The sequence below is a fragment of the Pseudomonas abietaniphila genome (assembly GCF_900100795.1).
In the GTDB taxonomy this organism is placed as follows: domain Bacteria; phylum Pseudomonadota; class Gammaproteobacteria; order Pseudomonadales; family Pseudomonadaceae; genus Aquipseudomonas; species Aquipseudomonas abietaniphila.
Genome location: NZ_FNCO01000014.1, coordinates 107,918 through 129,353, shown reverse-complemented (window position 1 = coordinate 129,353; position 21,436 = coordinate 107,918). Strand labels below are relative to the sequence as shown.

Genomic DNA, 21,436 nt, shown 5'->3' with positions numbered 1-21,436 from the left:
GCATTACCAAATATCCGATGACCGTTCAGGGCGCTCGCGCCCTGGAAGAAGAACTGACCCATCTGACCAAAGTGATTCGCCCAAAGCTCAGCCAGGACATCGGTACTGCGCGTGAGTTGGGTGACCTGAAGGAAAACGCCGAATACCATGCTGCCCGCGAGCAGCAGGGTATGGTGGAGGCACGGATCCGTGATATCGAGGGCCGCATGCAGAACGCTGTGGTCATCGACGTCACGACGATCGCGCACACCGGTAAGGTGATTTTTGGTTCCACCGTGGAAATCGCCAACGTTGAGACTGATGAAAGCGTGACCTATCAGATCGTGGGTGAAGATGAGGCTGACATCAAGCTGGGCAAGATCTCCGTCGGCTCGCCCATCGCCCGTGCCTTGATCGCCAAGGAAGAGGGTGATGTGGTGGCCGTGAAAACGCCAAGCGGTGTGATCGAGTACGAGATTGTCGAGGTCAAGCACATCTGACCGGTGCGTGGGGAGGTCGTCCAAAGGGCGGCTTCCGACAGCGAGCGGGTTCGGGTGGGAAGTGGTGGAAGTGCTGCTTCTTGCTGATGATCAGGTGGTTCCGGTCAGGGCGCGCAATCCGCGCCCCTGACAGGGTTCACCCTTACTTGTAGCGGTGAATGTTCGACAGCTGTTTGTTAGGCTGTGGGTTCTTGCGGTAGATCAGCGCCATCTTGCCGATGGTCTGCACCAGCTCCGCGCGACCTTGTTTGCACAGTTCTTCGATGACGGCACGGCGGTCATCGCGATCTTCCAGCTTGATCTGAACCTTGATCAGTTCATGATCGACCAAAGCGCGATCAAGCTCGGCCAGCACGCCCTCACTCAGGCCGTTGCCGGCAACCATCAGGACCGGCTTCAGGTCATGTCCAATGGATTTGTACTGTTTCTTCTGCTCGTTAGTGAGCGGCATAATCTGACCCTTTTCGTCTGATTCTGTAAAATTGGCGGCCATTTTACCCGAGGGCTCGTGGCTCCGCCCAGTTAATCACGACGCATATCATCGAGGTGCCCCGTGGCGCAGCGTTCCAAGAGCAGCCATAACTGGCTGAGAGAACATTTCGACGACAAGTACGTCAAAATGGCACAGAAAGATGGCTACCGTTCCCGTGCCAGTTACAAGCTTCTGGAGATCCAGGAGAAGGGCAAGATCATTCGTCCGGGCATGACCGTCATCGACCTCGGCGCAGCGCCGGGTGGATGGTCACAGGTGACCAGTCGTCTGATTGGTGGTCAAGGCCGTTTGATTGCATCCGACATCCTTGAAATGGACAGCATCCCCGATGTGACCTTTATCCAAGGGGATTTCACTGAAGATGCGGTGCTCGCGCAAATCCTGGAAGCGGTCGGTAATACTCAAGTAGACCTTGTGATTTCCGATATGGCCCCCAATATGAGTGGATTGAGCGCTGTGGATATGCCACGCGCCATGTTCCTTTGTGAATTGGCGCTCGATCTCGCAGGTCGGGTTCTGCGTCCAGGTGGTGATTTTTTGATCAAGGTCTTCCAGGGTGAAGGCTTCGATGTGTACCACAAGGATATTCGCAAGCTGTTCGAGAAGGTCCAGATGCGCAAGCCGTTGTCATCGCGCGATCGTTCCAGAGAGCAATATCTGCTGGGTCGTGGGTTCCGCGGGATCGAAGGTTCGGCGAGCGATGAGCGCCTTTGAGGTCAGCCGATAGCTTTTTTCAAATGGCTTTATTCGTGAAGCATAACGAACATCTTGTAGTCAAAGTTTCACAAAGGGTTACAGACGCCGCCTGCCACACCTGTAGGATCTGTAGTAAGTTAGGCCGGTGAATATCATGCGAGGCACGCTCCAGCGTGGAGCTTGCTTCAGAGGGTAGCTAATTGAACGATATGGCAAAGAATTTGATCCTGTGGTTGATCATCGCTGCGGTCCTTGTGACGGTGATGAACAACTTCTCCAGCCCGAACGAGCCGCAGACCCTCAACTACTCCGAGTTCATCCAGCAAGTTAAGGATGGCAAGGTCGAGAAAGTTGCCGTTGACGGTTACGTCATCACGGGTAAACGCAGCGACGGCGATACCTTCAAGACCATTCGTCCGGCGATCCAGGACAACGGCCTGATCGGTGATCTGGTCGACAACAATGTCGTGATCGAAGGCAAACAGCCTGAGCAGCAAAGTATCTGGACTCAGTTGCTGGTCGCCAGCTTCCCGATCCTTGTCATTATTGCTGTCTTCATGTTCTTCATGCGCCAGATGCAAGGTGGCGCGGGAGGCAAGGGCGGGCCGATGAGTTTCGGCAAGAGCAAAGCGCGTCTGCTCTCCGAAGATCAGGTCAAGACAACGCTGGCTGACGTTGCAGGTTGCGACGAAGCCAAGGAAGAAGTGGGCGAACTCGTAGAGTTTCTGCGTGATCCGGGCAAATTCCAGCGCTTGGGCGGTCGCATTCCGCGCGGCGTCTTGATGGTCGGTCCTCCGGGTACCGGTAAGACCTTGCTGGCCAAGGCGATTGCCGGTGAAGCGAAAGTGCCGTTCTTCACTATTTCCGGTTCTGACTTTGTCGAGATGTTCGTGGGCGTCGGCGCAAGCCGCGTTCGTGACATGTTCGAGCAAGCCAAGAAACATGCACCTTGCATCATCTTCATCGACGAAATCGATGCGGTCGGTCGTCACCGTGGCGCCGGCATGGGCGGCGGTCACGATGAGCGTGAGCAGACCCTCAACCAGTTGCTGGTGGAGATGGACGGCTTCGAGATGAACGACGGCATCATCGTCATCGCCGCAACCAACCGTCCTGACGTTCTGGACCCTGCGTTGCTGCGTCCGGGCCGTTTCGACCGTCAGGTTGTGGTCGGTCTGCCGGACATCCGCGGTCGTGAACAGATTCTCAAAGTCCACATGCGCAAAGTGCCAATGGGTGACGACGTCAATCCGGCGGTCATCGCGCGTGGTACTCCAGGTTTCTCCGGTGCTGATCTGGCGAACCTGGTCAACGAGGCTTCGCTGTTTGCCGCCCGTGTCGGTAAGCGCATCGTTGAAATGAAGGAATTCGAGCTGGCGAAGGACAAGATCATGATGGGCGCCGAGCGCAAATCCATGGTCATGTCCGAGAAAGAGAAGCAGAACACGGCTTATCACGAGGCGGGTCACGCGATCGTTGGTCGTGTCGTGCCCGAGCACGATCCGGTCTACAAGGTTTCGATCATTCCGCGTGGTCGCGCGTTGGGTGTGACGATGTTCCTGCCTGAGGAAGACCGTTACAGCCTTTCCAAGCGTGCGCTGATCAGTCAGATCTGTTCGCTTTACGGTGGCCGTATCGCTGAAGAGATGACGCTGGGCTTCGACGGTGTCACCACCGGCGCATCCAACGACATCATGCGGGCCAGTCAGATCGCCCGGAACATGGTCACCAAGTGGGGCCTGTCCGAGAAGCTGGGTCCTCTGATGTACTCGGAAGATGAAGACGGCGGTTACCTGGGTCGGGGCGGCGGCGGTCAAAACGCCAGTCTGTCGGCAGACACCGCTCGCATGATCGACTCTGAAGTGCGCAGCATCATTGATCAGTGCTATGGCACCGCCAAGCAGATCCTGACGGACAATCGCGACAAGCTGGACGCGATGGCCGATGCGCTGATGAAGTACGAGACCATCGACGCTGAGCAGATCGATGACATCATGGCGGGTCGCACACCTCGCGAACCGCGTGACTGGGAAGGTGGCTCCGGTGCGTCCGGTACGCCTACCGCTCCAGCGGGTCCACGCCCTGAAACTCCGATTGGCGGCCCTGCTGCTGACCACTAAGGCCTGACATGACTTCTGCGCTGTACCCAACCCGGTTGCCTTGCGGCAACCGGGTTCTTGATTTATCCCGGACGCATGTCATGGGAATCCTCAATATCACCCCTGATTCGTTCTCCGATGGCGGTCGTTTCGCACAGCGTGATCTGGCTCTGCGACACGCTGAGGCCATGGTTAATGCAGGCGCGACGCTGATCGATGTCGGAGGTGAGTCCACGCGGCCCGGTGCGCGTACGGTTTCCTCGGTCGAAGAATTGGAGCGCGTTGCGCCGATCGTTGAAGCGATCAGTCGTGAGCTGGATGTCATTATTTCGGTGGACACTTCAACGCCCGCGGTCATCCGTGAGACGGCGCGCCTGGGTGCAGGCCTGATCAACGATGTGCGCTCGTTGCAGCGTGACGGTGCCCTGGACGCGGCAGTGGCGACCGGATTGCCGGTGTGCCTGATGCACATGCGTGGCGAACCGACGGACATGCAGAACGATCCTCGGTATGACGATCTGTTGGGTGAGGTCAGTTCGTTCCTCAGGGAGCGGATGGACGCCTGTATCGCTGCGGGCATTGCGAGAGAGAAGATTATCCTCGACCCCGGTTACGGGTTCGCCAAAACGCTGGAGCACAACCTGAGTCTGTTCAAGCATATGGAGGCCCTGCACGCGTTGGGTCGGCCGCTGCTGGTTGGCGTCTCACGCAAGAGTATGATCGGCAAAGTCCTGGATAAGCCCGTTGATCAGCGGCTTTACGGCGCGCTCGCGCTGGCGGGGATGGCCATGATCAAGGGCGCGCGAATCTTGCGTGTGCACGATGTCCCTGAAACCGTCGATGTCGTCCGCATGATTTCCGCTGTTGAATCGGCAGAATAAGAATCTGGAGCACCCATGAGTACTAAGAAATATTTCGGAACCGACGGCATTCGCGGTCGTGTAGGTCAATTCCCCATCACCCCTGATTTCATGCTCAAGCTGGGCTGGGCCGCCGGGATGGCATTTCGCAAGATGGGCGCGTGCCGCATCCTGGTAGGCAAGGACACTCGCATATCGGGTTACATGTTCGAGTCTGCGCTTGAGGCTGGATTGTCCGCGGCCGGCGCAGACGTCATGTTGCTCGGTCCAATGCCGACACCTGCGATCGCCTACCTGACCCGCACCTTTCAAGCGCAAGCGGGCATCGTGATCAGTGCGTCACACAACCCGCATTACGATAACGGCATCAAGTTCTTTTCCGGGAAAGGCACCAAGCTCCCTGATGAGGTCGAAATGATGATTGAGGAGTTGCTCGATGCGCCGATGACGGTGGCGGAGTCTGAGCATCTCGGTAAGGTGTCCCGGATCAACGATGCGGCAGGCCGCTACATTGAATTCTGCAAAAGCAGCGTGCCGACCAGCACCAGTTTTTCAGGGCTCAGGATTGTGGTCGATTGCGCCCATGGCGCGACCTACAAGGTGGCTCCAAACGTGTTCCGGGAGTTGGGTGCGCAGGTGACGGTGCTGTCGGCTGCGCCCAACGGGCTGAACATCAACGATGACTGTGGTTCGACCCATATGGGTGCTCTGCAGGCGGCTGTCGTTGCCGAGAAGGCCGATCTGGGCATTGGCTTCGATGGCGATGGTGATCGCGTCCTGATGGTCGATCACACCGGGGCTATCGTCGACGGGGATGAATTGATTTACATCATCGCCCGAGATCTGCACGAGCGTGGCCGGTTGCAGGGCGGCGTCGTGGGCACTCTGATGAGCAATCTGGGCCTTGAGCTGGCGCTCGCCGACCTGAGCATTCCATTCGTGCGGGCCAATGTGGGTGACCGCTATGTCATCGCCGAATTGCTGGAGCGTAACTGGCAGGTCGGTGGTGAAAATTCGGGTCACGTCGTCTGCTTCCAGCACACCACGACCGGTGATGCGATCATCGCTGCGTTGCAGGTGCTGCTGGCGCTGAAGCGCTCGGGGCAGAGCCTGGCGGAGTCTCGTCAAGGACTGAAAAAATGCCCGCAGGTGTTGGTCAACGTGCGCTTTGAGGGCGGCGGTGTGGACCCAGTTCAGCACCCTGCGGTCAAGGAAGCGTGTGAGCGCGTGACGGCGGCCATGGGTGGTCGTGGTCGCGTGCTGCTGCGCAAGTCCGGCACCGAACCGCTGGTGCGTGTGATGGTTGAAGGTGAGGACGAAACACTGGTCGCTGGCTACGCCGACGAACTCGCAAAACTGGTTGCTGAAGTTTGCGCCTGATTTCGGCTTGCCAGTGTTGAAACTGTTGGGTAACATCTGCGCCCACTTTGACCGACGAGGTACAGCATGCGTCGCCCTATGGTAGCTGGTAACTGGAAAATGCACGGTACCTGCGCCAGCGTCGCTGAGCTGGTCCAAGGTTTGGCGAAGATGGCCATTCCCGAGGGTGTGGATGTTGCGGTATTTCCCACAAGTCTGCATATCGGTTTGGTGCTCGATCACCTGAAAGGGCGGTCAATTCTCGTTGGTGCACAGAACTGTGCGCACGAAGCCGGGCAGGGAGCATTGACCGGTGAAGTCTCGCCGACTCAGTTGCAAGATGCAGGTTGTAAGCTGGTGCTGGTTGGGCACTCTGAGCGTCGCCAGATCATGGGCGAAGGCAACGAGGTCCTGAACCGAAAGTTTGCTGCAGCCCAGGTAGTTGGTTTGACGCCGATCCTGTGTGTCGGTGAGACACTGGAGCAGCGCGAAGCCGGCAAGACGCTTGAAGTTGTCGGGCAACAGCTCGACAGCATCATCGAAGAGCTGGGTATCGATGCTTTCGTGAATGCGGTAATTGCTTACGAGCCGGTCTGGGCCATTGGCACCGGATTGACTGCCTCGCCGGAGCAGGCGCAGGAAGTGCACGCAGCCATTCGTGCGCAGTTGGCGAAAAAGAATTCTGAAGTCGCGCAAGGTGTGCGTCTTCTATATGGCGGCAGCGTGAAGGCGGCCAATGCGGTCGAGCTGTTCAGCATGCCGGATATCGATGGGGGGCTCATTGGTGGAGCGTCCCTGAATGCAGATGAGTTCGGTGCGATCATTCGCGCCGCGGGAAACTGAAAAAATGCTGGAAACAGTCGTAGTCGTTCTTCATCTGCTGGGCGCTTTGGGCGTAGTTGCTCTCGTATTGCTGCAGCAGGGTAAAGGTGCGGACGCTGGCGCGTCGTTCGGGGCAGGTGCATCAAATACTGTCTTCGGAGGCCAAGGTTCCTCTACCTTTCTTAGTAAGTTTACTGCTATACTTGCCGCCTGTTTCTTCATGACTAGCTTAGGGTTAGGTTACTTTGCTAAAGAGAAAGCTCACCAGCTGACTCAAGTAGGTTTGCCAAATCCAGCGGTGTTGGAAGTTAAGCAAAAGCCGGCAGCAGATGATGTTCCGGTTCTGGAAGGGCAACAGAAGCCAGCCGCTGTACCCGCTGACGTTCCTGCCGCTCCAGAGCAGAAGTAACACAGGATTCGCAGTCGATATTGGGCTGCAAAAAGAGTTGTAATGCCGAGGTGGTGGAATTGGTAGACACGCAACCTTGAGGTGGTTGTGCCCATAGGGTGTAGGGGTTCGAGTCCCCTTCTCGGTACCAATTAAACAAGTCAGCCCGCAGTAGCGGGCTTTCTTGTAGGTGGATGTGTCGGATTGACCCAAATCGGGATCGGTCGTATACTTCCGCCCCAGCTTTGTCGCGGGGTGGAGCAGTCTGGTAGCTCGTCGGGCTCATAACCCGAAGGTCGTTGGTTCAAATCCAGCCCCCGCAACCAGTTTTAGCGGAGCCCCTTTTCAGGGGCTTTTTGTTAGCTGGACACTTTATTACGCCGCTGTTGACGGCGTTTTTCATGATGGGCGCTTTGCCCATTTTTTATTTGCACAGCATGCACGAGGGGGTTCAGGTGTCGAGCAAGCTAGAACAGTTGCAGGCCTTGTTGGCCCCGGTGGTCGTGGCCCTTGGCTATGAATGCTGGGGTATCGAGTTTTCGGCCCAGGGTCGTCACTCAATGTTGCGCGTTTATATCGATAAAGAGGGCGGCGTGCTGGTGGACGATTGTGCCATCGTCAGCCGTCAGATCAGCGGTGTTCTGGATGTAGAAGATCCGATCAGCTCCGAATACACGCTCGAAGTTTCTTCTCCTGGCATGGAACGCCCACTGTTCACGATCGAACAGTTTGCCTCGTTTGCCGGGGAACAAGTGAAGATAAAGCTGCGCTCGCCCTTCGACGGTCGACGCAACTTTCAAGGCCTTCTCCGCGGGGTGGAGGAGCAGGATGTCGTGGTGCAAGTGGAAGATCACGAATACCTGTTGCCGATCGATCTGATCGACAAAGCCAACATTATTCCCACGTTTGACTGAGACGCGGATCCCGCGGATCCAATGGCTTGCGAAAGGCGAGGCGTACGATGAGCAAAGAAGTACTGCTGGTTGTTGAGTCGGTATCGAATGAAAAAGGCGTACCGGCCGATGTGATTTTTGAAGCGCTTGAAATCGCTTTGGCCACGGCCACTAAAAAGCGTTTTGAAGACGAAGTTGACCTTCGTGTGGAAATCAATCGCCACACGGGCGCCTACGAGACGTTCCGTCGCTGGACGGTTGTCGAAGAAGACGATCTTGACGATCCTGCGATTGAAACCTGGCCGACCAAGGTTGCCGAAACGCATCCGGGCGCCAATGTCGGCGACGTTGTAGAAGAGAAAATCGAATCCATCGAATTCGGCCGCATCGCCGCTCAGACTGCCAAGCAAGTCATTGTGCAGAAAGTCCGCGAAGCCGAGCGCGCTCAAGTCGTAGACGCTTATCGTGAGCGCCTGGGCGAAATCATTTCCGGCACTGTTAAAAAAGTTACACGTGACAATGTCATCGTCGACTTGGGTAACAATGCCGAGGCGCTGCTGGCGCGTGAAGACATCATTTCCCGGGAAACTTTCCGTGTCGGTGTCCGCGTTCGTGCATTGCTCAAAGAAATCCGCACTGAAAACCGTGGTCCTCAGCTGATCCTGTCGCGTACCGCGCCAGAGATGCTGATCGAGCTGTTCCGGATTGAAGTTCCGGAAATTGCCGAAGGTCTCATCGAGGTGATGGCTGCCTCTCGTGACCCTGGTTCGCGTGCAAAAATCGCAGTTCGCTCCAAGGACAAACGCATTGACCCGCAAGGCGCTTGCATCGGCATGCGCGGTTCGCGTGTCCAGGCAGTTTCCGGCGAGTTGGGCGGCGAGCGTGTGGATATCGTGCTGTGGGACGACAACCCGGCACAGTTCGTCATCAACGCCATGTCGCCTGCCGAAGTGGCAGCGATCATCGTTGATGAAGACGCACACGCCATGGACATCGCTGTAGGCGCAGACAATCTGGCCCAGGCGATTGGTCGCGGCGGTCAGAACGTGCGTCTGGCGAGCCAGTTGACTGGCTGGACCTTGAACGTAATGACCGAATCGGACATCCAGGCCAAGCAGCAAGCGGAAACCGGTGACATCCTGCGCAACTTCATCGACGAGCTGGAAGTCGACGAAGAACTTGCTCAGGTACTGGTAGATGAAGGCTTCACCAGCCTGGAAGAGATTGCCTACGTACCGTTGGAAGAAATGCTCAACATCGACGGCTTTGACGAAGACATCGTCAACGAGCTTCGCGCTCGTGCCAAGGATCGCTTGTTGACTAAAGCCATCGCTACTGAGGAAAAGCTGGCAGACGCCCATCCGGCCGAAGACCTGCTCTCGCTTGAGGGTATGGACAAGGATTTGGCGATGGAACTGGCGGTGCGCGGCGTAATTACCCGCGAAGACCTGGCCGAGCAGTCTATTGACGATCTGCTCGACATCGACGGCATTGACGATGATCGTGCCGGCAAGTTGATCATGGCCGCCCGAGCCCATTGGTTCGAGTAAGTAGATGCGGCCTGAGGAGAGAAGTGCATGACGCAAGTCACGGTGAAAGAACTGGCCAAAACGGTCGACACACCGGTAGAGCGCCTGTTACAGCAGATGCGTGAGGCAGGTTTGCCGCACACCGCCGCCGAGCAAGTTGTGACCGATAACGAAAAACAAGCCCTGTTGACGCACCTGAAAAGCGGTCACAAGGCGAAAGTGGAAGAACCGCGCAAGATCACTTTGCAGCGCAAAACCACCAGTACTCTGCGTGTTGCTGGCAGCAAGAGCATCAGCGTTGAAGTGCGCAAGAAAAAAGTCTTTGTACAGCGTAGCCCGGAAGAAATCGAAGCCGAGCGCAAGCGCGAGCAGGACGAGCGCCGTGCGGTAGAAAATGCCGCCCGTCAAAAGGCTGAAGAAGAAGCCCGTCAGCGTGCCGAAGAAGAAGCACGCCGCCAGCCTGCTGCTGCTCCGCAAACTGCTGAAGCTGTGGCAGCGCCTTCCCCGGCGCCTGTTGCACAACCGGTGGCCGAGCCTGTTCTGGACGTTCCCGCTGCAGCGCCTGCTCCGGTGGCCGACGTTCGCAAGAAAGACGAACAGCGTCGTCCTGACAAGCCACGTAACGACGACAGCAATCGTCGTGGCAGTGGTGGCGATGGCGAGCGCAAAAACGCTCCACATCGTGCTTCGGTCAAGGAAAAAGCGCCGGCTCCACGCGTTGCTCCGCGCACCACCGACGAAGAAAGCGATGGCTTCCGTCGCGGCGGTCGTGGCAAGGCCAAGCTGAAGAAGCGCAATGCTCACGGCTTCCAGAACCCTACCGGTCCTGTGGTTCGTGAAGTGAAGATCGGCGAAACCATCACTGTGGGCGATCTCGCTCAACAGATGTCGGTCAAAGCTGCTGAAATCATCAAGTTCATGTTCAAGCTGGGCACTCCGGCCACCATCAACCAGGTTCTGGATCAGGAAACTGCCCAGCTGGTCGCTGAAGAACTGGGCCACAAAGTGACCCTGGTCAGCGATACCGCCCTGGAAGATTCCCTGGCCGAGTCGCTGAAGTTCGAAGGTGAGACTGTTCCTCGTGCGCCGGTCGTTACCGTCATGGGTCACGTTGACCATGGTAAGACCTCGCTGCTCGACTACATCCGTCGTGCCAAGGTTGCCGCTGGCGAAGCCGGTGGTATTACCCAGCACATCGGTGCGTACCACGTTGAAACCGAGCGCGGCATGGTGACGTTCCTCGACACCCCGGGTCACGCTGCGTTTACCGCAATGCGTGCTCGTGGTGCCAAGGCTACCGACATCGTGATCCTGGTTGTTGCAGCGGACGACGGCGTGATGCCGCAGACCATCGAAGCTGTTCAGCACGCTGTTGCTGCTGGCGTTCCGCTGGTCGTTGCGGTGAACAAGATCGACAAGCCTGGCGCTGACCTGGACCGTATCCGCAGTGAACTGTCGGTTCACGGCGTCACGTCCGAAGAGTGGGGTGGCGATACTCCATTCGTTCCTGTGTCGGCGAAAGTCGGTACCGGTGTCGACGAACTGCTCGAAGCTGTTCTGCTGCAAGCCGAAGTGCTGGAACTGGTTGCCACTCCATCGGCTCCTGGCCGTGGCGTCGTGGTTGAGTCGCGTCTGGACAAGGGCCGCGGTCCTGTGGCCACTGTTCTGGTTCAGGACGGTACGCTGCGTCAGGGCGACATGGTGCTGGTCGGTTCGAACTACGGTCGCGTTCGCGCCATGCTCGACGAGAACGGCAAGCCAATCAAGGAAGCCGGTCCTTCCATCCCTGTCGAGATTCTCGGCCTGGACGGTACACCGGACGCTGGCGACGAGATGAGCGTGGTTGCCGACGAGAAGAAAGCCCGTGAAGTGGCTCTGTTCCGTCAAGGCAAGTTCCGTGAAGTCAAGCTGGCCCGTGCTCACGCCGGCAAGCTGGAAAACATCTTCGAGAACATGGGTCAGGAAGAGAAGAAGACGCTCAATATAGTCCTCAAATCCGACGTCCGCGGTTCTCTGGAAGCTTTGCAGGGTGCTTTGAACGGCCTGGGCAACGACGAAGTACAAGTGCGTGTAGTGGGCGGCGGCGTCGGTGGTATCACCGAAAGCGACGCCAACCTGGCACTGGCTTCCAACGCTGTACTGTTCGGCTTCAACGTGCGTGCCGATGCTGGCGCGCGCAAGATTGTCGAGCAGGAAGGTCTGGACATGCGTTACTACAACGTCATCTACGACATCATCGAAGACGTCAAGAAAGCCCTCACCGGCATGCTTGGCAGCGACGTCCGGGAGAACATCCTGGGCATCGCCGAAGTTCGCGACGTGTTCCGTTCGCCGAAGTTCGGTGCGATCGCCGGTTGCATGGTCATTGAAGGCGTTGTGTTCCGTAACCGTCCGATCCGCGTACTGCGTGAAGACATCGTTATCTTCGAAGGCGAGCTGGAATCCCTGCGCCGCTTCAAGGATGACGCTTCCGAAGTGCGTGCCGGCATGGAATGCGGTATCGGCGTCAAGAGCTACAACGACGTCAAGGTCGGTGACAAGATCGAAGTCTTCGAGAAGGTCCAAGTGGCTCGCAGCCTCTAAATCGCGAGCTTCAGGAGTCATGGTTGTTGTCGCATGCAAATGCCCGGCGCCAGCCATGGACTCTAAACGCAACGCCCGGTCCGGCTTCTGCCAGGCCGGGCGTTTGCCGCTTTCAGACCGTACGGCTTTTTTGCCGTAGGTGACAGGTAACAAGACATGGCAAAAGAATACAGCCGTACCCAGCGTATCGGCGATCAGATGCAGCGAGAGCTGGCTCAACTGATCCGTCGCGAAGTCAAGGACCCACGCGTGGGTCTGGTCACGATCACCGCCGTCGACGTCAGCCGTGACGTGGGCCACGCGAAGGTCTACATCACCGTGATGGGTGAAGACAGCGCTGAAGAAATCAAACAGTCGATCAAGGTGCTCAACTCCGCAGCGGGCTTTCTGCGCATGCAGCTGGCACGTGAAATGAAGCTGCGCAGCGTGCCTCAGTTGCACTTCCACTATGACGAAAGCGTTGCCCGTGGCGCGCATTTGTCTGCGCTGATCGAGCGCGCCGTGGCTGAAGACGGTCAGCACGAATCCGCTGCCAAGCAAGACGGTTCGGAGGAATAACGCCGTGGCTCAGGTCAAGCGCATTCGCCGCAATGTCAGCGGCATCATCCTGCTCGACAAGCCGCTGGGTTTCACCTCCAACGCTGCCTTGCAAAAGGTCCGCTGGTTGCTTAACGCGGAAAAGGCCGGTCATACCGGCAGTCTCGACCCACTGGCCACCGGCGTACTGCCGCTATGCTTTGGCGAGGCGACCAAGTTCTCTCAATACCTGCTCGATTCCGACAAAGGTTACGAAACCCTGATGCAGTTGGGCAAGACCACCACCACGGCAGACGCCGAGGGTGATGTTTTGCAAACGCGCCCGGTGACCGTTGGTCGCACCGATATCGAGGCTGTGCTGCCCGAATTTCGCGGCCAAATCAGTCAGATACCGCCGATGTACTCCGCGCTCAAACGTGATGGCCAGCCGTTGTACAAGTTGGCGCGGGCAGGGGAAGTGGTGGAGCGCGAAGCGCGTTCTGTTACTATTGCGCGCCTGGAATTATTGGCAAGCGAAGGCGAGACCGCACGTTTGGCCGTCGACTGCAGCAAAGGCACCTATATTCGTACCCTGGTGGAGGATATCGGTGAGAAGTTGGGCTGCGGCGCGTACGTTGCCGAATTGCGTCGCACGCAAGCCGGACCTTTCACGTTGGCCCAGACGGTCACGCTGGAAGAGCTGGAAGCGGTGCACGCCGAAGGTGGTAATGAAGCGGTTGATCGCTTCCTGATGCCTTCCGACAGTGGGTTGCTCGACTGGCCGCTGTTGAAGTTTTCCGAGCACAGTTCGTTTTACTGGTTGCACGGTCAGCCAGTCAGAGCCCCGGATGCGCCGAAGTTTGGCATGGTGCGGGTGCAGGATCATGAAGGTCGCTTCATCGGGATCGGTGAAGTGAGTGAAGACGGGCGTATTGCGCCACGTCGACTGATTCGGTCAGAGTGACCGAACCCGTCGAGTCGGGGGTTCCTGACGCGGCGGTAAGAGGGTGGCTGTTAACAGGCACGGTCACTCCTCTCTTATAGATACAGGGATTTGTCCCTGGCCTGTTGAAGCTGTTTCTTTGAAACAGTTTCCTGATAAAAAGGATTGCCTCATGGCTCTCGACGTTCAAGAAAAAGCTCAAATCGTTGCTGACTACCAGCAAGCCGTTGGTGACACTGGTTCGCCAGAAGTGCAAGTTGCACTGCTGACCGCCAACATCAACAAACTGCAAGGTCACTTCAAGGCCAACGGTAAAGATCACCACTCCCGTCGTGGTCTGATCCGCATGGTTAACCAGCGTCGTAAGCTGCTGGACTACCTGAAAGGCAAAGACGTGAGCCGTTACAGCGCTCTGATCGGTCGCCTGGGTCTGCGTCGCTAATCAGCGATTGCGCTAGAGGTTGGTTGTCTGTCTTACGTCTGTGGGTCTCCCACCGGCGTAGGGCAGGCTCCCAGCCTCAAGTTTTATCTGGATACACGTTTTATCTGCACCCGTTTTATCTGGACTGACGAAGGGGCCGATTCCCCTCACTGCCCAAGAATTCGCAAGAAACCAGTTCCCCCAAGTGCCACAAAGAAGGTAGGAAACCGTGAACCCGGTAATCAAGAAATTTCAATTCGGTCAATCGACCGTAACCCTGGAGACAGGCCGCATCGCCCGTCAAGCTTCTGGTGCAGTATTGGTCACCGTTGACGACGACGTCACCGTTCTCGTGACTGTGGTCGGCGCCAAACAAGCAGACGCTGGCAAAGGCTTCTTCCCACTGTCCGTTCACTACCAGGAAAAAACCTACGCTGCCGGCAAGATTCCTGGCGGTTTCTTCAAGCGTGAAGGCCGTCCTTCCGAAAAAGAAACCCTGACCTCGCGTCTGATCGACCGTCCGATCCGCCCCCTGTTTCCTGAAGGCTTCATGAACGAAGTGCAGGTTGTCTGCACCGTCGTTTCCACCAGCAAGAAAACCGATCCGGACATCGCTGCGATGATCGGCACCTCGGCTGCCCTGGCCATCTCGGGCATCCCGTTCGACGGTCCAATCGGCGCCGCGCGCGTTGCTTTCCACGAAAGCACCGGTTACCTGTTGAACCCGACTTACGAACAACTGAAAGCATCGAGCCTGGACATGGTCGTTGCCGGTACCGAAGAAGCGGTACTGATGGTTGAGTCGGAAGCCAAAGAGCTGACTGAAGACCAGATGTTGGGCGCAGTCCTGTTCGCCCACGACGAATTCCAGTCGGTTATCAAGGCTGTCAAAGAGCTGGCCGCCGAAGCTGCCAAGCCAACCTGGACCTGGGCTCCGAAGGCTGAAGCCACCGAGCTGCTGGGCGCTATCCGCTCCGAGTTCGGCGCTGCCATCTCCGAGGCGTACACCATCACCGTCAAGGCCGATCGCTATGCGCGCCTGGGCGAGCTGAAGGATCAGGTCGTTGCCAAACTGGCGGTTGAAGAAGGCAGCCCGTCGGCTTCCGAAGTCAAAGCTGCATTCGGCGAAATCGAATACCGCACCGTTCGCGAAAACATCGTTAACGGCAAGCCACGTATCGACGGCCGCGACACTCGCACCGTACGTCCGCTGAACATCGAAGTCGGCGTTCTGCCGAAGACTCACGGTTCGGCTCTGTTCACCCGTGGTGAAACCCAGGCGCTGGTCGTTGCAACGCTGGGTACCGCCCGCGATGCACAGCTGCTGGACACCCTGGAAGGCGAGAAAAAAGACCCGTTCATGCTGCACTACAACTTCCCTCCGTTCTCGGTGGGCGAGTGTGGTCGTATGGGCGGCGCGGGTCGTCGCGAAATCGGTCACGGCCGTCTGGCTCGTCGTTCGGTTCAAGCGATGCTGCCACCGGCTGACGCGTTCCCGTACACCATTCGTGTGGTGTCGGAAATCACCGAGTCCAACGGTTCCAGCTCCATGGCTTCGGTCTGCGGCGCTTCCCTGGCCTTGATGGATGCAGGCGTGCCAATGAAGGCCCCGGTTGCCGGTATCGCCATGGGTCTGGTTAAAGAAGGCGAGAAGTTCGCTGTTCTGACCGACATCCTGGGTGACGAAGACCACCTCGGCGACATGGACTTCAAAGTAGCCGGTACCGCCAAGGGCGTGACCGCGCTGCAGATGGACATCAAGATCAAAGGCATCACCGAAGAAATCATGGAGATCGCCCTGGGCCAGGCCCTGGAAGCTCGCCTGAACATCCTCGGTCAGATGAACACCATCATTGGTCAGTCGCGCACCGAGCTGTCGGAAAACGCGCCGACCATGATCGCCATGAAGATCGACACCGACAAGATCCGCGACGTCATCGGCAAAGGCGGCGCGACCATCCGTGCCATCTGCGAAGAAACCAAAGCCTCGATCGACATCGAAGACGACGGTTCGATCAAGATCTTCGGCGAAACCAAGGAAGCGGCTGAGGCAGCACGTCAGCGCGTTCTGGGTATCACCGCAGAAGCCGAGATCGGCAAGATCTACGTCGGTAAGGTTGAGCGCATCGTCGACTTCGGCGCATTCGTCAACATCCTGCCTGGCAAAGACGGTCTGGTTCACATCTCCATGCTGAGCGATGCTCGCGTTGAGAAGGTTACCGACGTGTTGAAAGAAGGTCAGGAAGTCGAAGTGCTGGTTCTGGACGTGGACAACCGCGGCCGTATCAAGCTCTCGATCAAAGACGTCGCTGCTGCCAAGGCGTCGGGCGTTTAATCGCACGCCTTCAATGCTGCATAGAAAAGAGCCCTTCGGGGCTCTTTTTTTTCGAGTGCAATTAATGGGTTACCGCAAAAACCAGCGCCCATTGCGTGTACCGAACATGCATCTTGCAAGCGGAACTTTTTGTAAACGGGCAATCTGCACGATCAAGCGGGATCCACAAATTTATAAGTTGTTGATATTTATGGATAAATATTGATCCGCATGTTTGGCACAGCGCTTGCGATATATACGGTAACCCTGCGACCAACGAGGTTGGCGCAGATTCTGAGAAAAACAGGAGTTACTCGTATGAAGAAGTTCGCTATTGCTGCCGCTACCGCCACTGCTCTGACTCTGACCATGGCAAACGTAGCCATGGCCCAGACCTCTGCCCAAGCTCCGATGGTGGTCGCTGCAAATGAAGTCGCAAAAACCAAAGAAGCCACTTCCGATACCTGGATCACCACCAAGGTCAAATCCGACCTGCTGACTGAGAAAGGCATTCCTGGCTCCGACATCAAGGTTGAAACCAACAAAGGCGTGGTTTCCCTGTCGTCGACTGTAGCGATCACCGAATCGCAGAAAACCACCGCTGTTGCTATCACCAAGAAAATCAAAGGCGTTAAAGCTGTTTCGGCTGACGGCCTGAAAGCTGAGTAATTCGATTCCTGGAACCAGTAGAACGGACGATTGACGGCCAGGGAGGCTGTTGGTTGATCGATTGAAGGTTCATGCGAAGGCCATATGGATGTGGCCATTACAAGCCCTGGCGCTCGCGTCGGGGCTTGTTCTATTCAGGCCCACCTGATTGAAGCAGCACATCAATAAAGCACATCTGCTCTAGACTTCCCGCGAATTAAAGCCTTAGCCTGTCTCCCCGTATAAATCCTGCGTATATTTGTGTCCCGGTCGACACGTTTGTCTTAACAACAAGCATTCACTACAAAAACGACTATTCTGGCCTCGCCTCCGTTGTCGTGACGGGCCAGGCCTTCGCGGACATTCAGCGTTCGCGAAACGTTACTTTGCGCTGCCATCCCAATGATTACAAAACAAGGCAAAACGGTCGCAATGAATACTGTCCCTGCCGCACTTGCGGCTACAACCAAGGCTGAGGTTTCGCCCAGCGTCTGGCTACTGAGACTCGGCGCAGTAATCCTCGCGTTGATCATTTTCCTGATCGACTGGCTCAGCTCGCTCGATGTCGCCATTGCCGTGCTCTACGTCGCGGTCATTCTCATGTCCGGAGATCTGTTCTCCCGCCGCGGGGTTGCGCTCGTCTCGGTGGCCTGTGGCGTGTTGACGCTGGCCGCGTTCCTGTTTTCTCATGGGCCGCAGTTGTTTGTCCCACCCTTCGCCCGGTGTCTGGTCAGCCTGTGCGCCATTGCGATCACGGCGTTCCTGGCGTTGAAGAACAAGGCCGCGCGGGACGCGTTGCAGGAGCAGGTGCAACTGCTCCATCGCAGCGAGGCGTTTCTGGCCGGTGCCCAACGGTTAAGCCAGACCGGCAGCATCGGGTTGAAAATGCCCAGCGCGGAGATGTACTGGTCTGACGAGGCGAGGCGCATTTTCCAGTTCGACGAACAGCTGCAGCCGACACTGGAGTACATGATCGGTCGCACGCATCCCGAAGACACCGACGATCTGAAATCCCTTATCGAGCAGGCCTATGCGCGCCACGCGAACATGGAAGCCGAATTCCGGCTGCTCATGACGGATGGTTCCTGCAAGTTCGTGCGCATGCTCGCCCAGCAGGTGCACGATGCGTCGGGCGATTGCGAGTACATCGGCGCGCTGATGGATGTCACTGCGTCCAAGAATGCTGAAGAGGCGCTGCATCGCTCGCAGAGTCAGCTCGCTCATGTCACGCGCGTCACGACGTTGGGAGAGATGGCAGCGTCCATCGCCCATGAAGTGAATCAGCCGTTGTCAGCCGTCACCACCAACGCCGAGGCCGGCCTGCGCTGGCTGAATCGTAATGTCCCGGACCTGGGCGAAGTGCGCAGCGCAATCGAACGTATCAAGAGCGAAGCCCATCGCGCCAGTGAGGTCATTCGGCGTATCCGTGCGTTGTCGCGCAAGACTGACCCCAAACACATCCGGATTGACCTGCAGGACGTGTTGCTGGAGTCGATTGCGCTGGTGCGCAGGGAAGTGCTGCGCCATCGCGTCAATTTCGACTTCACGCCTGCCAGCGAGCCGATGTGGGTCAGAGGCGACAAGGTGCAACTGCAGCAGGTGATCATCAATCTGTTGATGAACGCCATGCAAGCCATGTCCGGAATGCACGGCAAGGAGCGGACGCTTCTGGTGTCGTTGACCACGGCACCCAATGGTGACGTAACGTTGCGCGTGCAGGACAACGGGCCAGGCATTTCCACGCAGAACCTGCCCAGCCTGTTCAATCCGTTTTTCACCACCAAACCAGAGGGGATGGGCATGGGCCTGTCGATTTGCCGTTCGATCATTGATGCTCACGGCGGCCGCATATGGGCGGAGAGCGACCTGGGTCATGGCGCAGCGCTGAACTTCTCTCTACCCGCCTGTGAGCACGTATCGTGACGACCGCCGTTGATCAGAGTCCCGTGGTTTTCGTGGTCGATGACGACCCGTCCATTCGCGCGGGGCTGGACAGCCTGTTGCGCTCTGTCGGGATGCGCGTCTACACGTACGCCTCCGGGGCGGACTTCTTGCAGCACCCGTTCGAGGACGTTCCGGCCTGCCTGATTCTGGATGTGCGTCTGCAGGGCGAGAGTGGCCTGGACTTTCAAGTGCGCCTGGCCGAGATGAAAGTGGCGATGCCCATCGTGTTCGTCAGCGGCCACGGTGACATCGCCATGTCGGTCAAAGCGATGAAGGCCGGGGCACTGGATTTTCTGGTCAAACCCTTTCGCGAACAGGACTTGCTCGACGCTGTAACGCTGGCGCTGCAGGCCGATGGCAAGCGTCGCGAGACCGGCAAGGCGACCGCTGGTCTGCTGGCGCGCTACCAAACGCTCACTGCTCGCGAGCAGGAAGTGATGGCCTACGCAGTGACAGGCCTGATGAACAAGCAGATCGCCTCCGAAATGGGCTTGAGCGAGATCACTGTGAAGATCCATCGTGGCCACGCGATGAAGAAGATGCAGGCGCGCACCTTCGCCGATCTCGTGAAAATGTCGCAGGCCCTCTCGGCGGTCTGAACATTGAAGAGCTCAGGTGCTGCCTGAGCTTGAGCCGCCATGCCCGGTCCCCATCATATGTCGCTCATACTCAAGTATGACGGCAGCAACCTGATAGCTAATCGGCATCACTTCCTGCCGGTGTTAGTTTCCCCTTTCGATCCTGACAGCCAATTCTGCTCAGGCTCCATCAGTTCGTCGCGCCCGCCACTAGGGCTGTGCGTAAGGGGAAATAACAACATGCTTCTCAGGGCAGTCAGCATTGGAACCCGTGCGGCGATAGGGTTTGGACTCATCACACTGATCGTCTTGTTCGTCGGCTTGTTCAGCCTGACGCAGACGGCAACGCTGGACCGGGCCACCAACCGGATCAACGATGTCTGGATGCCGGGGATCATTTCAGTGCAAAAGCTTTCACTGAGCATCCACACCATTCGCTTGGAGGGACAGCGCCTGCGCGCCTCCAGCGATCCGCAGGTGCGCGAGAAAAGTGAGGCCTTGATTAACCGGGCCCGGGGGGATCTGGAGCGGTATCTGGCGGAGTATCGCAATCGGCAGGGCGGTCCCGAGGAAGTGGCGCTGCTGGACTCACTCAAGATCTCGCTCGACCGGTATATGCCAACGCTGGATAACGTGATTTCCCTGATCCGCAACGGCCTTTCCGATGACGAGGAGATGGAACGTCTGAATGCCACGCTTGCCAGCGTTGGCACAGACCTGACACGGTCCATGGATCAATTGTCCGCACTCAACGAAGCCGGTGCAGGTGCGGCCGCTCAGGAAACCCATGCGTTGTACTCCCGGATGCAGCTGATTATCGGGGTGGTGCTGACGCTCTCCGTCGTGGTCACCGTCGCGCTGGCCTGGTTGTTGACTCGCAGCATTGTCGGTCCGGTGCGTCAGGCGTTGTCTGTAGCGCAAACCATTGCCCGGGGCGAACTCGGTGGCGCGATTGACGATCAGGGCGCAGACGAGCCTGCCGCGTTGCTTGAAGCCATGCGCGAGATGCAGACAAGCCTGCGCTCGACGATCGAAGGCATCGGTGACTCGGCAAAACAACTGGCGGCCGCCGCCGAGGAAATGAGTGTGGTCATGGGGCACAGCACCCAGGGGTTGCAGCATCAATGTGAGCAGATCGAACAGGCTGCCGAGGCTGTGACGCAGATGAGCTCTGCGGTTGACGAAGTCGCCAGCAATGCGGTGAGCACCTCCCAATTGTCGCAGGCGTCCGATCACGAATCGCAGAGGGGCCAGGAACAGGTCGGCGAAACGATCGTGTTGATTCAGGGGTTGGTTCAGGAAGTGGTGGAGGCTGCCCAGCAGGCCGATCATTTATCGCGTTTTGCCGACGACATCAGCACGGTGTTAAGCGTGATTCACAGTATTTCCGATCAGACCAATCTGCTGGCGCTCAATGCGGCCATCGAGGCAGCTCGGGCGGGTGATGCCGGACGCGGCTTCGCGGTCGTCGCGGACGAGGTTCGCTCGCTTGCCAAGCGTACTCAAGCGTCGACGCTGGAAATCGCCACGATGATTGAAAGTATTCAGTCAGGCACCGGCGCCACGGTTGCCGCATTGCAAAGCAGCGCCGATAAAGCAGGCCGCACCCTCGAGCGCGCTCGCTCGGCAGGCACCGCGTTGACGCAGATTACCTTGGCAGTCTCGAAGATCAACGAGCGCAACCTGTTGATCGCCAGTGCAACCGAGCAGCAGGCTCAGGTTGCCCGTGAGGTTGATCGCAGTCTGGTTACGATTCGCGATCTGTCGACTCAGTCCGCTGCCGGTGCCAGTCAAACCCGCTCGGCCAGCACTGATTTGTCACGTCTGGCGGTTGATCTCAACGGCATGGTTGCGCGGTTCGCATGGTGAGG

General features: G+C 57.7%; 19 protein-coding genes, 2 tRNA genes and 1 pseudogene. 21 read left to right on the top strand and 1 reads right to left on the bottom strand.

All coding sequences use genetic code 11. The features are described from left to right. Positions 1-2: 2 nt before the first annotated feature. Positions 3-479, top strand: a complete 477-nt coding sequence (greA, locus tag BLS87_RS24025) for a transcription elongation factor GreA (RefSeq protein WP_074756533.1) — start codon at positions 3-5, stop codon at positions 477-479. A gap of 142 nt (positions 480-621) precedes the next feature. On the opposite strand, the gene yhbY is transcribed toward greA, so the two are convergent. Then, the gene (gene yhbY, locus BLS87_RS24020; protein WP_062390112.1) at positions 622-930 is read right to left on the bottom strand and encodes a ribosome assembly RNA-binding protein YhbY; all 309 of its coding nucleotides are present in this window, start codon (positions 928-930) and stop codon (positions 622-624) included. 102 nt (positions 931-1,032) lie between these two features. Between yhbY and rlmE the strand changes: the two genes are divergently transcribed. The 20 genes and pseudogenes from rlmE (at position 1,033) to BLS87_RS35350 (ending at position 21,434) form a co-directional block, all read left to right on the top strand. Continuing rightward, positions 1,033-1,686, top strand: coding sequence for a 23S rRNA (uridine(2552)-2'-O)-methyltransferase RlmE (gene rlmE, locus BLS87_RS24015; RefSeq protein ID WP_074756378.1), 654 nt, complete (start codon positions 1,033-1,035; stop codon positions 1,684-1,686). Between the two features lie 191 nt (positions 1,687-1,877). After that, complete coding sequence (gene ftsH, locus BLS87_RS24010; RefSeq protein ID WP_074756376.1) at positions 1,878-3,788, top strand: ATP-dependent zinc metalloprotease FtsH; 1,911 nt, start codon at positions 1,878-1,880, stop codon at positions 3,786-3,788. Positions 3,789-3,796: 8 nt separating this feature from the next. Beyond that, entirely contained in the window at positions 3,797-4,648 is an 852-nt protein-coding gene (gene folP / locus BLS87_RS24005) for a dihydropteroate synthase (protein WP_074756375.1), read from the top strand. 15 nt (positions 4,649-4,663) lie between these two features. Continuing rightward, on the top strand, positions 4,664-6,007 hold the full coding sequence (gene glmM / locus BLS87_RS24000) for a phosphoglucosamine mutase (protein WP_074756373.1): 1,344 nt from the start codon (positions 4,664-4,666) through the stop codon (positions 6,005-6,007). Between the two features lie 66 nt (positions 6,008-6,073). Then, positions 6,074-6,829 carry a triose-phosphate isomerase gene (tpiA, locus tag BLS87_RS23995; RefSeq protein WP_074756371.1) on the top strand — a complete coding sequence of 252 codons (756 nt, stop codon included), beginning with the start codon at positions 6,074-6,076 and terminating at the stop codon, positions 6,827-6,829. A 4-nt stretch (positions 6,830-6,833) separates the two neighbouring features. Next, positions 6,834-7,217, top strand: a complete 384-nt coding sequence (secG, locus tag BLS87_RS23990; RefSeq protein WP_074756369.1) for a preprotein translocase subunit SecG — start codon at positions 6,834-6,836, stop codon at positions 7,215-7,217. Between the two features lie 44 nt (positions 7,218-7,261). Then, positions 7,262-7,347, top strand: a tRNA-Leu gene (locus tag BLS87_RS23985). Positions 7,348-7,445: 98 nt separating this feature from the next. Continuing rightward, a tRNA-Met gene (locus BLS87_RS23980) sits at positions 7,446-7,522 on the top strand. A 129-nt stretch (positions 7,523-7,651) separates the two neighbouring features. Beyond that, positions 7,652-8,110 (top strand): ribosome maturation factor RimP, encoded by a 459-nt coding sequence (rimP, locus tag BLS87_RS23975; RefSeq protein ID WP_074756531.1) that lies wholly within the window; start codon positions 7,652-7,654, stop codon positions 8,108-8,110. A gap of 47 nt (positions 8,111-8,157) precedes the next feature. After that, complete coding sequence (nusA, locus tag BLS87_RS23970) at positions 8,158-9,639, top strand: transcription termination factor NusA (RefSeq protein WP_074756367.1); 1,482 nt, start codon at positions 8,158-8,160, stop codon at positions 9,637-9,639. Positions 9,640-9,666: 27 nt separating this feature from the next. Further along, positions 9,667-12,201, top strand: a complete 2,535-nt coding sequence (infB, locus tag BLS87_RS23965; RefSeq protein WP_074756365.1) for a translation initiation factor IF-2 — start codon at positions 9,667-9,669, stop codon at positions 12,199-12,201. Between the two features lie 156 nt (positions 12,202-12,357). After that, positions 12,358-12,759, top strand: a complete 402-nt coding sequence (gene rbfA, locus BLS87_RS23960; RefSeq protein ID WP_074756363.1) for a 30S ribosome-binding factor RbfA — start codon at positions 12,358-12,360, stop codon at positions 12,757-12,759. A 4-nt stretch (positions 12,760-12,763) separates the two neighbouring features. Continuing rightward, the gene (truB, locus tag BLS87_RS23955; protein WP_074756361.1) at positions 12,764-13,681 is read left to right on the top strand and encodes a tRNA pseudouridine(55) synthase TruB; all 918 of its coding nucleotides are present in this window, start codon (positions 12,764-12,766) and stop codon (positions 13,679-13,681) included. 151 nt (positions 13,682-13,832) lie between these two features. Further along, positions 13,833-14,102 carry a 30S ribosomal protein S15 gene (gene rpsO / locus BLS87_RS23950; protein ID WP_046820615.1) on the top strand — a complete coding sequence of 90 codons (270 nt, stop codon included), beginning with the start codon at positions 13,833-13,835 and terminating at the stop codon, positions 14,100-14,102. 208 nt (positions 14,103-14,310) lie between these two features. Beyond that, complete coding sequence (gene pnp, locus BLS87_RS23945) at positions 14,311-16,416, top strand: polyribonucleotide nucleotidyltransferase (RefSeq protein WP_074756359.1); 2,106 nt, start codon at positions 14,311-14,313, stop codon at positions 16,414-16,416. A 297-nt stretch (positions 16,417-16,713) separates the two neighbouring features. Next, on the top strand, positions 16,714-17,064 hold the full coding sequence (locus BLS87_RS23940; RefSeq protein ID WP_074756357.1) for a BON domain-containing protein: 351 nt from the start codon (positions 16,714-16,716) through the stop codon (positions 17,062-17,064). Between the two features lie 411 nt (positions 17,065-17,475). Next, a complete protein-coding gene (locus BLS87_RS23935; protein ID WP_074756355.1) occupies positions 17,476-18,966 on the top strand; it encodes a PAS domain-containing sensor histidine kinase in 1,491 nt (496 codons plus the stop codon). Further along, positions 18,963-19,586: a response regulator transcription factor gene (locus tag BLS87_RS23930; RefSeq protein WP_244165893.1), complete on the top strand. Its 624-nt coding sequence runs from the start codon at positions 18,963-18,965 to the stop codon at positions 19,584-19,586. The genes BLS87_RS23935 and BLS87_RS23930 overlap by 4 nt, the downstream gene beginning before the upstream one ends. A 39-nt stretch (positions 19,587-19,625) precedes the next feature. Continuing rightward, a pseudogene (locus tag BLS87_RS35355) lies at positions 19,626-20,576 on the top strand (MCP four helix bundle domain-containing protein); the annotation flags it as partial. Next, positions 20,562-21,434: a methyl-accepting chemotaxis protein gene (locus tag BLS87_RS35350; RefSeq protein ID WP_425262251.1), complete on the top strand. Its 873-nt coding sequence runs from the start codon at positions 20,562-20,564 to the stop codon at positions 21,432-21,434. The pseudogene BLS87_RS35355 and the gene BLS87_RS35350, both read left to right, overlap by 15 nt. The last annotated feature ends 2 nt before the right edge of the window (positions 21,435-21,436 follow it).